At 37.6% G+C, this 11213-nt stretch carries 12 protein-coding genes; 4 read left to right on the top strand and 8 right to left on the bottom strand.

Annotated elements, in window-relative coordinates:
- A partial coding sequence (locus ACTBZY_RS06695) for a cytidine deaminase family protein (RefSeq protein ID WP_463045576.1) occupies positions 1-333 on the bottom strand: 333 nt, incomplete at its 3' end.
- 5 nt (positions 334-338) lie between these two features.
- A complete protein-coding gene (locus tag ACTBZY_RS06690; RefSeq protein ID WP_463045575.1) occupies positions 339-2258 on the bottom strand; it encodes a hypothetical protein in 1920 nt (639 codons plus the stop codon).
- A gap of 85 nt (positions 2259-2343) precedes the next feature.
- On the opposite strand from ACTBZY_RS06690, the gene ACTBZY_RS06685 reads away from it, so the two are divergent.
- The gene (locus ACTBZY_RS06685) at positions 2344-4533 is read left to right on the top strand and encodes a heavy metal translocating P-type ATPase (protein ID WP_463045574.1); all 2190 of its coding nucleotides are present in this window, start codon (positions 2344-2346) and stop codon (positions 4531-4533) included.
- Positions 4534-4562: 29 nt separating this feature from the next.
- A complete protein-coding gene (locus ACTBZY_RS06680) occupies positions 4563-4778 on the top strand; it encodes a heavy-metal-associated domain-containing protein (protein ID WP_463045573.1) in 216 nt (71 codons plus the stop codon).
- A gap of 62 nt (positions 4779-4840) precedes the next feature.
- Here the strand turns inward: ACTBZY_RS06680 and ACTBZY_RS06675 are convergent, their stop codons facing one another.
- Genes ACTBZY_RS06675 through ACTBZY_RS06655 form a run of 5 tightly spaced genes read right to left on the bottom strand, consistent with a single transcriptional unit; the run spans position 4841 to position 8683 of the window.
- Positions 4841-5197 (bottom strand): heavy-metal-associated domain-containing protein, encoded by a 357-nt coding sequence (locus ACTBZY_RS06675; protein ID WP_463045572.1) that lies wholly within the window; start codon positions 5195-5197, stop codon positions 4841-4843.
- A 57-nt stretch (positions 5198-5254) separates the two neighbouring features.
- Positions 5255-5467, bottom strand: coding sequence for a heavy metal-binding domain-containing protein (locus ACTBZY_RS06670; protein ID WP_463045571.1), 213 nt, complete (start codon positions 5465-5467; stop codon positions 5255-5257).
- An 18-nt stretch (positions 5468-5485) separates the two neighbouring features.
- Positions 5486-6043, bottom strand: coding sequence for an AraC family transcriptional regulator (locus ACTBZY_RS06665; protein WP_463045570.1), 558 nt, complete (start codon positions 6041-6043; stop codon positions 5486-5488).
- Entirely contained in the window at positions 6044-8203 is a 2160-nt protein-coding gene (locus ACTBZY_RS06660) for a TonB-dependent receptor (RefSeq protein WP_463045569.1), read from the bottom strand.
- A 51-nt stretch (positions 8204-8254) separates the two neighbouring features.
- Positions 8255-8683, bottom strand: coding sequence for an HYC_CC_PP family protein (locus ACTBZY_RS06655; protein WP_463045568.1), 429 nt, complete (start codon positions 8681-8683; stop codon positions 8255-8257).
- A gap of 142 nt (positions 8684-8825) precedes the next feature.
- On the opposite strand from ACTBZY_RS06655, the gene ACTBZY_RS06650 reads away from it, so the two are divergent.
- Both ACTBZY_RS06650 and ACTBZY_RS06645 read left to right on the top strand, forming a co-directional pair.
- Complete coding sequence (locus ACTBZY_RS06650; RefSeq protein ID WP_463045567.1) at positions 8826-9548, top strand: hypothetical protein; 723 nt, start codon at positions 8826-8828, stop codon at positions 9546-9548.
- Between the two features lie 12 nt (positions 9549-9560).
- Positions 9561-9848: a hypothetical protein gene (locus tag ACTBZY_RS06645; RefSeq protein ID WP_463045566.1), complete on the top strand. Its 288-nt coding sequence runs from the start codon at positions 9561-9563 to the stop codon at positions 9846-9848.
- 472 nt (positions 9849-10320) lie between these two features.
- Here the strand turns inward: ACTBZY_RS06645 and ACTBZY_RS06640 are convergent.
- The coding region (locus tag ACTBZY_RS06640) for an Hsp70 family protein (protein ID WP_463045565.1) at positions 10321-11213 on the bottom strand (893 nt) is incomplete at its 5' end.

Raw genomic sequence — 11213 nt, 5'->3', positions numbered from 1 at the left:
CAAACATCCCGCACAGGGCACTAAAGGGTTTGGCACTTCATATTTCTTGGATTTTGCAAAAACCACGATTCTTTCCACCTTATTTTCCAAGTTTTTTGCACATTGAAAAAGAGCCACCCTTTCTGCACACAAACCCGAAGGAAAAGAAGAGTTCTCTTGATTAGCCCCATGTACTATCTCTCCATCTTTTAAGACCACGGCACAGCCGACATGAAACTCAGAATAAGGAGCATAAGACAGCTCTGCCGCTTTTTCAGATTCTTTTAAAAAAGCGATATCTTCATCACTTAACTTCTCAATATCTCTTTTTTCTAATTCTACAGTTTTCTTCATTAATTTTATAGTTCGTTGATTCTTACCACGGAAGTATACCTACCAAATACTTTTACAGGAATCACTTTATCCTTCACCGTCACATGTATCACACTTTCTTTTAATGGGTCGTTCCAGGCATCATAAACCAGCACTAGGGCTTGGGTTTCTTGCTCATTAAATTTAACCGCCACCATCTGGCTCTTGTCATAAAGCGAATAAGATGGAAGTACCTCATCTCCTCTGGTAAATCTATTATTTTCTCTGGCGGAAGATACGAAGTTCCAGTCCGTTTTAGCTTCAACTATATCCTTATTAGCACTTACGGACCACTTCCCTGCTTCCCATCTGTCTATATTCCTATAGTTTTGGATGGCATATTGACCCGTTAAGTTTGGAGAGAAAGCAGTGGATACTTTGTTTCCCTTTTTATCATAGACATCAGTAGCCGCTCCCAAATAATCATTTTGATCTCTTCTGCTATAAGGCTCAGACCACAGCTCTCCTCCATCACAAAAAGCAAAAGCCCAAACTGCTGCATTATGCATGGCAGATGGAAAAACCATCGGCTTGGTTTTCACTGAAAGTATTCTTCCTTTATCGTCTGTAAACCATGCCGTACCCATCTCAAAATCTCCTACATACTCCTGATTATGCCACCACATTAAGATACTTTTCTTAGTAGGCTGAAACTTCTTATTCATGATGTGCTGTATGACTAAATGCTGAACATAGCCGTAATTGGTAGGGTAATTCAAATACCCGCCAACATAATTTATATCTACATTATTCAGGTAAAAGCTATTGATAGAAAAGGGGCTTTTAGGATTTTGATTGGTGTCCCATTGACCAAGGTTCCCTTGAAATTTCAAATCATCTGTGAGCTCATATTTAAAATTATTTCCTTCCACATTGACCCTATTCAAAAAGAACAATCCCCGTGGCCAAAGCGAAATTGTGGTTTTAGGATATTTCTTTTTATAAGCGTTTAAACATCGCTCCAATTTATAGATAGACTTACCATAAGGGCTTTGCAAAGCTTCCCAGTTCAGCACTAAATGCCCCACATTCTGATATTTATTTAAAACATACTTTTCAAAATTCCTGTACAGTACGTTTTCGTCTACCTTATCTAGCCAAGCATTTATTTCCTGCTGAGAAACAGAATACGCTGCTGGTGCCCCACTCTCATAAAGCCAAGTGTCATAATCATAATAAACTCGCTGCTCTTTTGGTGCCACAAAACTACCGGTATAGGTATAACCCTTTTTAGCCGTCTTGTTCTCAACATCGTCATTTATCATGAAGCTGGTGATTCCAATTTTATTATTAGGCAATTTATAATCTGGAAAATACTTATAAAATTGAGGAAGATGTGTATGACTTATATTTTGTGGAAAATCATCTGGCATAAAGAAGTACTCCAGATTTCCTTCTTTCCAGTGGTTTCGATTCTCGCCAGGAATAGTCACAAAATGCTGCACAAAAGTGCCACCGTTCCAAGGCGGGACATTATTCATCTGCAAAACCAATGGAGCAAAATCAAAACCTCTCATATCTTCCATATTGGCGTCTTGAAGTTTGTTATTCCTCACATCCTTATAGTGTTCCGTTTCCCAAAACACCACCTTTTTATGATTGATATCCTCCTGCCAATCTCCCGACCATTCTGTATCTGTTAGTAATAGATTATTATTGACATCAGCCTTAAATGCCAACTGAGAAGCCCTTTGCATGACCTTCCCGTCATAAAACATTTGACCTTTGGTAAAAGCCTCTTGGTCTGTTTTCAAAACGCCCTGCCCTACTTTTAAACCCCTTTCAGATGGTACTGTCACCTCCACATTGGTCGTATCTTTAGAAGCATCGGTGGTAGGTCCTTGCGGATAAATACAAGATTCCACAAAAGGGATGAATAGGAAAAGACTTAAAACATGTATTCTCATAAAGTAAATCTTACAATTTTAACTGTAAATGATATAACTAGAACGACTGATACTCTGATTAGTTTTGTAAAAATAGATGATAAATATGGAAGCTAAACTTCAAATTCCCGTTTTAGGTATGACCTGTGCCAGCTGTGCCGGAAGTGTGGAGCAAATTTTAAAGAATACTCCGGGTGTTAAAGCCGTTTCCGTCAATTATGCCAATGAAAAGGCATACCTGAGTATTGACGAAGAAATTACGAATTTACCCTTACTTCAAAAACAAGTACAAGCCATTGGCTATGATTTGGTGATTGAAAAAGATGGCTCGGCAGAAGAGTTAAAGCAAGACCGTCTTAAAATAGCGAAGAAAAACACCATATGGGCAGGTGTTTTTTCTGTGCCTTTACTCATCATAGGGATGCTGGGCATGCACTGGCCTTATGCCAATTATATCATGCTGGCCTTAGCCTCTCCCGTACTGTTCATATTCGGCAAAGGCTTTTTCATAAATGCGTACAAACAAGCTAAAATTGGAAAAGTAAACATGGACACTTTGGTGGCTTTGAGTACGGGTATAGCTTATACTTTTAGTCTTTTTAATACTTTCTATCCTGCTTATTTTGTCAACAGAGGCCTAGAAGCTCATGTATACTTTGAAGCTGCAGGGGTGGTTATTTTCTTTATTTTAATAGGTAAATGGTTGGAAGAAAAGGCTAAATCTGGCACCTCAGAAGCTTTGAAAAAGTTGATTGGCCTTCAGCCCAAAACCGTCATTGCCATTAGAAATGGAGAAGAACAAAGCATCGGTATTGATGAAGTCATCATTGGAGATTTGCTTTTGGTAAAACCTGGAGATAAAATCCCAGTGGACGGCAAGGTTAAAAAAGGGGAATCTTATGTGGACGAAAGTAGCATCAGCGGTGAACCCATTCCCGTATTAAAAGAGAAAAAATCAGTCGTTTTTGCAGGCACACTAAATCAAAAGGGAAGTTTAAGGATATTGGCAGAAAAAGTAGGAAACGACACCTATTTGTCGCAAATCATACAGATGGTAGAAGCCGCACAAGGCAGTAAAGCCCCTGTACAGAAAATGGTCGACAAAATTGCCAGTGTCTTCGTACCAGTGGTCATTGGTATAGGCATCCTGACTTTTGTACTTTGGATGACTTTAGGAGGTGAAAACAAAATAGCCCTGGGCATGCTTTCCGCCTTGTCTGTTTTGGTGATAGCCTGCCCCTGTGCCCTAGGATTAGCCACACCGACTGCTATTATGGTAGGTGTAGGAAAGGGGGCAGAAAATGGAATATTGATAAAAGATGCAGAGAGTCTAGAATTGGCTCAAAAGATTGACACCGTTATATTGGATAAAACTGGTACTATTACCGAAGGAAAACCGAAGCTTACAAGTATTGAATATTTTGGTGAATCCGAAATCCTGAAATCCATTATTAAGAGTTTAGAATCTGATTCTGAACACCCTTTGGCTACCGCAATTACCGAACACTTTAAAGAATCTGATTCGGTAGCCATTCAAGCGTTCGAATCTATTACTGGCAAAGGCGTAAAAGGTCAATATGAAAATGAAACTTACTACATCATAAAACCCAACTATGCTACAGAGCTTGAAATTTCTATTTCTGAGGAACAAAATTCAACGATTTCAAAACTAGAAAATCAAGGCAAAACTGTGGTTATTTTTTCTAACGAAAAATCCATTTTAGCCATCATTGCCATTTCCGACAGTATAAAGGAAACTTCCGCTAAGGCAATTAGAAAAATGCAAGAGCAGGGCTTAAAGGTAATTATGTTAACAGGAGACAATGAAAAAACGGCAGCCACCGTAGCACAAGAAGTAGGCATCAATGATTTTAGAGCCAACTGTATGCCTGCTGACAAAAGCGACTTTTTAGCCAACTTACAACTAGAAGGACACACGGTGGCCATGGTAGGAGACGGCATTAACGATAGCGTTTCTCTGGCCAAAGCAGATGTGGGTATAGCTATGGGTTCTGGCTCAGATATCGCCTTAGACGTGGCTAAGATGGCCATTATATCTGATGATTTACTTAAAATACCGGACGCCATTAAGCTGTCAAAAAGAACGATGAATACCGTAAAACAAAATCTGTTCTGGGCATTCATTTATAATATTATAGGAATTCCTCTAGCGGCAGGTGTGTTATATAGTTTTAATGGCTTCTTGATAAATCCAATGATAGCCGGAGCGGCCATGGCTTTTAGCTCTGTAAGCGTAGTGCTGAACAGTTTGAGACTAAAAAGACTAAAACTTTAGAATTCTATAAAACTTTAATTTCCAATATAATGAAACAATTAAAATTCAAAACCAACATAAATTGTGGTAGCTGCATAAAAGGTGTAACACCCTTCCTAAATAAACTAGACGAAATAGACGAATGGAAAGTGGACACTGAAAATCCTGACAAAATCTTAACGATAGAAGGTGACGATTTCACTGCAGAAGAAATCATAAAGACGGTGGAAGAAGCCGGTTTTAAGGCAAGTTTAATAGCTGCTTAATCATAAAAAAAAACGGGATGGCATGCCATTCCGTTTTTTTGTAAATACCCATTTACCCGATCTTAATCTTGATGAGGTGCTGCTGTTTTCTGGCAACAATCTGGTAATCTATCATGGGCTTTTTGATCTGCTACAACTAAATCTGCGTCATAACCAATTTTAGAAATAGCTTTTCTAATTTCATCTCCATTTGTTCTTTTCGCATTATAGGCCACAGTCACCACTTTATCGTCCAGATTCAACTCCGCCTTTTCTACACCCTTCGTCAATGCTAAATCGTTCTCTATCCTCTTCTTACACATTTTACATATAGCAGAGGTTTTTATCTTAACTACATTTTCTGATGATGCAAAGCTTTGAGCTTCAGCACCAAAGCTCATTAAAAAGCCCAAAACAATAATTCCTAATATTTTTTTCATATTCTAATTTATTAAATTTAAAACCAATTTTATACTAATCAATTGTTAACGAGATGATTAATCCTCATCCGAGCTTACTTTTTCCAAGTCCATTTTGCAAACAGGGCATTGACCTGGCTCTTCATACGTTTTATCACCTTCACACTCCATAGAGCATGCATAATGTGCATGAGCTACTTCTCCAGAATGCTCTGTAGCTTCCGAAGAACCGCTATCACAAGCACTCAAAAATCCTAAAAACAACAAGCCTAAAACTATTTTTACCTTCATCTTTTTATCTTTTTAAATTTATACTTTATCCAGAGCTGTTCTGGTTCCTAATGTTTTAAAAACGCTCGGAGTCATTCCCGTTATCTTCTTAAACTGATTAGACAAATGTGCCACACTACTATAATGTAAACTATCTGCTATTTCACTTATTGTTAATTCCTTATAACTTATCAATTCTTTTACCCTTTCTATTTTCTGGGCTATCACATAATGCTCTATTGTGATACCTTCTTTCAAAGAAAACAAACTACTGAGCCATTTGTAATCCTTCTTAACCTCTGACTCAATGTATGCAGAAATGGTATATTTCATTAAAGCATTCTCTTGCTGATAAATTAATTTGGTAATGGCATTCTTAATGGCTTCCACATACTGAGAATCCTTATCTATCAATAACTCAAAACCTAGCTTTTCTAAATCTTTAGACAGCTGAATTTCTTGCTCTTCTGTCATATCTTCCTTCAGCTTTACCGTTCCTAAGTTTATCTCTTCATAAGCCATGCCGGATGCGTGCATGAGCTGTTCCACGCTTAGCACGCATCTGTTACAAACCATATTTTTAATTTTCAGTATCATCTATCTAAGTCTATACCTAGCTCCAATATAAACGATTCTACCTATCACGGGTCCCCAAACTTGTCCTGCATCAAAGCTGCTACTGTTAGGGTTAGCAGCTGAAATAATCGGGCTGTCTTGCGTAAAGTTTAATAAGTTTTCTGCTCCTAAATAATACTCCCATCTGACGTAATTCCTTGAAATTTGACTATTTAAAGTTACAAAACCAGGAGCATAATCATCAACCATAATGTCAGGAATTCTTTGCTTTCCTTTATAAGATAGGGTAGCATCCATTTTCCATTTATTATAGGGTCTGGCATAAGCCACATTAAGTAATGCCGCAGATTTAGGCACAAACATCTTATCTCTTAAACTGCTTTCATCAGGATTCGTATAAAAGGTCTGTTTTACATTTAACCATCTGTAAGCGGCTTTCATCTCCCATCTATCGTTTGGCACCACGTTTAACTCTATCTGAGCACTGGTGGAAAAAGAACGGTCTTTAGAATTATAATAAATCAATTCACCTTCCTGCTCCATATCCAACATTTGATGTTGCTTAAACTCGGTATGGTAAATATCTAAACTTAGATTATTTCTGCCAAATTCCTTGGTCCAGCTGGTACCGTAATTCCAAGAAATCTCTGGAGCTATATTGTCTCGAATGATGACAACTCTATTACTGACCAATTGCCCAAAGTTCTCAGCTAGTGGTGTAGGAACTCTTATTCCTTTTCCTACAGAAATCCTCCAAGTACTATTTTCGCCCAAATCTTGTTTGAAATGGACTCTCGGCGTCACCTGCGTTCCAAACAAATTATGTTGGTCTAACCTCAATCCTACCACAAGTATGGTTTTGTCTAACTTATTATAAGTATACTCTCCAAATACGCCAGGAACGAGCTCTTGCCTGCTTAGATGTATTGGATTCTCAAAATTGGCGTAGCTCTCATCATAGGAATCTGCTAAAAAACTTAGGCCTGTTTTATAAGTATGAAAAGTATTTCCAATAATATCTTGATAAATCATATTTGCAAAAAAAGTATTCTCTTTAGCATCATAAGGATTTAAACCAAAAACGGAATTCGAATTTAAAAACGTACCATTCAAAATAAGCCCAAGCCCTTTAAAGGGTGTTTCTGGAAACAATAACGCCGTTTTGGTAAACATGGTCAGTTTCTGCGTATTATTCTCAAAAACATAGGGATTCGCAATTTTGGACATTTGTCCACCCTCTCTATTTTCTGTAAGGAAGTTAACACCGGCTTGCCCCATAAATCGCTCTCCATTGTATTTCCATCTGTTCAGAATATTAAATTGACCATAGAGCGGCAAATCTCTAAAACCATCGTCGTTTCTGTCTACTTCAGTTTGTAGAAAAGAACCATGACTTAATAAACCAACAGACCATTTATCGTTCAGCTTTTTAGCTAGGTTTAGATTAACTTCTCCTCTACCCAATTCGTTGGCATAAAAATTCAAATAAACAGGCTCTGCTAAATCTGGCTTTTGAAGTTCCACATTAATTGTTCCGGACATCGATTCATAGCCATTAATAACAGATGATGTTCCTTTAGCAACATCAATAGACTGCACCCAGGTACCTGGAACATAATTAAGTCCAAAGGGAATGGACAGGCCTCTCACTCCTGGCATATTTTCAATATTGGTCTGTATATACTTTCCAGAAAGGCCCAGCATTTGAAGTTGTTTCGCTCCTGTAATGGCATCGGCAAAACTTACCGATACCGAAGCATTGGTCTCAAAACTCTCCGAAAGATTACAGCAAGCCGCTTTTGCCAATTCCTTACTTGTAATAATTTGAGTTTGAACAGAAGCCAATCTATCTATAACTGTGGCGTTACTTTTAACCACCACTTCGGTTAGACTGGTATTATCTGAACTAAGAGAAAAACTAAACGGCCCATCTCCGTGTGCCATTACGGTATCTGTCTTATAACCCAAATAACTAATAATCAGCTGGTGCTGCTTAGCTCCTCGATTTATGGTGAATCCACCGTTTTCGTTAGTCAGTAATGCATTAGATGGCTCGGTAGCCCATTTGACTACGGCACCTATAAGTGGTTGATTGGTATTGTCCGAAACTGTACCACTAATTTGTTGGCCATAAGCCAAAGTATGAAGTAATAATATACTTGAGAGTAAGATGTATTTCATGATAAATATTATAATTAAACAATTGATTAACAATCGAATAGCTATATATTATCAAATAAGGAATGTCTGATTTTTAAGAAGAATATCCCGCCCAGAACTTGGAGGAGCATTCACAGGTGGAAGCATACTATCTTCCATAACAGAGGAGCTTAAATCCAGGCCGAAAAGGTAATCACTTTTTTGTAATACCACAGCCAAAAAGGGCATATCAATATGCTGAATGCTAGTATTGGTCTGGTGATCTACTTTATTAAAATGTGCATGTGTTTCGCAGCATGAATTCTGCTTGAAGCTTAGTTCACCATTATCAATGGTATCCGTGGCTTCTAGCTCCATTCCGCAAACTTCATCGTCCGACAGACTTCGTGAAGTAAGTCCCAAAGCATGGCAACTATGCTCAAAAATAGCAAAGCCAGTAGCACTAAACAGTACGTTTAGAGCCATTATAAAAGCCAATATTCTGAGAGTCTTTCTCATCATAGCGCAAATTTAACGAAAAGTTTTTCTAATAAGTTTACATCTAAATCCTTGCCAATTATATTATTCGCAGGAAATGGCATCTTATTTGAAAATAAAATAGGGTAACGTATCGTTTTTACCCTGTTCCGCCATTCCAGATTTAATGATATTAAGACTAATAATTTGCTTTCTTGTATTCAATACCGCTCAGGCTCAATTTTTTAGCCAAACGGAAGGTGACCTTGAAACCAACAGGAAAAAACCCGTTTCATTTTCTCATCAGCCATTTTTGCTGTTGAAAATAACACCAACAGCCCTAATAGGTAGAGATAATGTATTACAGTATGGCGTAGAATTGGCTCCCCCCTTCGGAAAGTTCAGTTTTGGTTTTGACTATGGAAAAGGAAAAGGCAGCAATTCATTTAACAAAGAGCAAAAGGAAAATCATCCTGAGCAAGAAACAAGAATTATTAGAGGTGAAATAAGAGGTTATTTCTCTGACTGGTACCCTTTCTACGCTTTAGATAAAAAACCGTTTGGAAGATATTATGCTCTGGAATATGTCCAAAAGGATTTAAAATATGATGCTTCTCCAAACCTTGAGAGCTACGGTGGCACGCAGGTAGAGGGCATCGGGCCATTTGCAGTTAATTATTTGGAAAGGGCTTTGAATGTAAAATTTGGGAATCACTTTATCGTGACCAAATGGTTTTTTGTGGATGCATATGCAGGTATTGGTGTAGGTCAATACAGCTCTACTTCCCCAGATTTAGTCGCAAAACAAATAAAACAAGCCTTTTCATTTAGAAGACCAGATCGAGAACTGGCTTCAAAAGGATTGTTTTTAAGTAAAACTGCTGGAGTAAGGCTTTGTTTACCACTTTAAGTATAAAGGAACATGATTAAGATTTTAAAATATTCTATTTCCCTGTTGTTTTTGGTTGGCATATTATCTTCCTGCTGGGCTCCTAGATGCCCAATGGAAACTTGTAAGTCAAAATACGAACATAGACATAACGATTTAGTGGCGGGTGTTTTTTCTCCAAGAAATGGCATTCCTCACAGGGTGCACTATCTCTGGGATGGCGACAAAGGTGAGGCTAATCCAGATACGGATTTTGTACCCGGTTCTGATGATGGCAAAAAGAAAAAAGCGAAAAAAAGGTATCCTTGGGAGAAATGGTAATTTCGAGATCCTCTGTTAGCCCAGGTATGTGCGTAATCCAGAAAGTTGAACAAGTATCTTATAGGGACAAACAGCTTGTACTATAAGAAATAGTAAAAAGACAATCTTTTCTTATTATTTAGAGAAGAAAAAGTCGGCGAAGGGTTTAACCTGCTTTATTCATTAGAAAATCTCCCGATTTTATCGGGACTGTAGCTAAATTACTTCAAATCAGTTCGTAAACTCATTTAAACTCAATCACCAGAATGATGTTATGCTAATCTCGTTTAAATGTCTGAATTATTACACTTTAAAAACTCATTACGATTCTCCAATGAATAAACCGGTTTTAAGCTCTAAACCTATCATTCTAAGATCCTATTTTTAAGCATTTTAGTAAATTATCCTAAAACAGTATAGTTGACAAAATTTCTGTGCAGTAAGTAAGAAGAACTGAATATCTAAAATTTTTAAAAGCCCCTTAAAGTCAAACTCACTTTAGTTTATCATAACTATAGGCCAATCCCATGGCAACACTATTGAAATTGTCTCCTGATTTTATTTTATGTGAACCAAACTTCTTCACAAAAACATCCTGAAGTGGTCTTACCATAGAGGTTCCTCCTGTCATAAAAACAGAGTCTATATCATTTATAGTAACATTATTTCCCTCCAAAAACTGGTCTAAATAAGCCATTATCCTATTTACATCTTCTGCAATAATATCTTCGCCAAATTCTTTGATAGTTACAGGTTCTTTAAAGTCTATGTCTTCTCCTTTAAACTTAAAAACGGCATTGTCTGCTTTAGTTAAATCTATCTTTGTTTGCTCCACTTCTAAAAACAGGAAGTAACCTAAGTTTTTCTCTATGAGCGTCAGAAGGTTTTTAACTTTTGGGTGATTATCCGACTGAAAATAAGACTTCTTGATGGCATCTCTCATTTTAAGCGTGTTCAGGAAGTTCATTTTAGTCCATGAAGTAATACTCACAAAATAAGATAATGGCAGCTCCAGCCACTTCTCAAAAAACTTCTCTTTCACACCTCTACCAAAATGTGGCGTGCCTTTAAACCACATCAATTTTGAATCAAAGTCATCACCTCCGATATAAATCCCTCCTTTGGCAAGCATTCTTTCTTTCTGTCCAGAATGCTGAGAACCAAGATTCATGAGCGTAAAATCTGAGGTTCCACCTCCAAAATCCGCCACCAGAATGAGCTCCTCTTTTTTAAGTGTACGCTCATAGGTATAGGCAGCAGCAATAGGTTCCATTTGAAAATAAAACTTCTCAAAACCTGCTAATCGTATGGCCTTTTCTAACCTTTTTTGAGCAACAGCCTCCTTCTCAGGATGCTCACTAAAAACTACCGGTCGGCCGATAACAG

It is taken from the genome of Arcticibacterium sp., from assembly GCF_055134445.1.
The sequence above is the reverse complement of the archived record's forward strand: the minus strand, read 5'-3'. Positions and strand labels throughout refer to the sequence as shown.

What these genes read in the sequence shown, in the direction of transcription:
- ACTBZY_RS06665 (WP_463045570.1), bottom strand. Translation starts at nt 6,043, where the DNA reads ATGATACTGAAAATTAAAAATATGGTTTGTAACAGATGCGTGCTAAGC.
- ACTBZY_RS06655 (WP_463045568.1), bottom strand. Translation starts at nt 8,683, where the DNA reads ATGATGAGAAAGACTCTCAGAATATTGGCTTTTATAATGGCTCTAAAC.
- ACTBZY_RS06650 (WP_463045567.1), top strand. Translation starts at nt 8,826, where the DNA reads ATGATATTAAGACTAATAATTTGCTTTCTTGTATTCAATACCGCTCAG.
- ACTBZY_RS06645 (WP_463045566.1), top strand. Translation starts at nt 9,561, where the DNA reads ATGATTAAGATTTTAAAATATTCTATTTCCCTGTTGTTTTTGGTTGGC.
- ACTBZY_RS06670 (WP_463045571.1), bottom strand. Translation starts at nt 5,467, where the DNA reads ATGAAGGTAAAAATAGTTTTAGGCTTGTTGTTTTTAGGATTTTTGAGT.
- ACTBZY_RS06680 (WP_463045573.1), top strand. Translation starts at nt 4,563, where the DNA reads ATGAAACAATTAAAATTCAAAACCAACATAAATTGTGGTAGCTGCATA.
- ACTBZY_RS06675 (WP_463045572.1), bottom strand. Translation starts at nt 5,197, where the DNA reads ATGAAAAAAATATTAGGAATTATTGTTTTGGGCTTTTTAATGAGCTTT.
- ACTBZY_RS06685 (WP_463045574.1), top strand. Translation starts at nt 2,344, where the DNA reads ATGGAAGCTAAACTTCAAATTCCCGTTTTAGGTATGACCTGTGCCAGC.
- ACTBZY_RS06660 (WP_463045569.1), bottom strand. Translation starts at nt 8,203, where the DNA reads ATGAAATACATCTTACTCTCAAGTATATTATTACTTCATACTTTGGCT.
- ACTBZY_RS06690 (WP_463045575.1), bottom strand. Translation starts at nt 2,258, where the DNA reads ATGAGAATACATGTTTTAAGTCTTTTCCTATTCATCCCTTTTGTGGAA.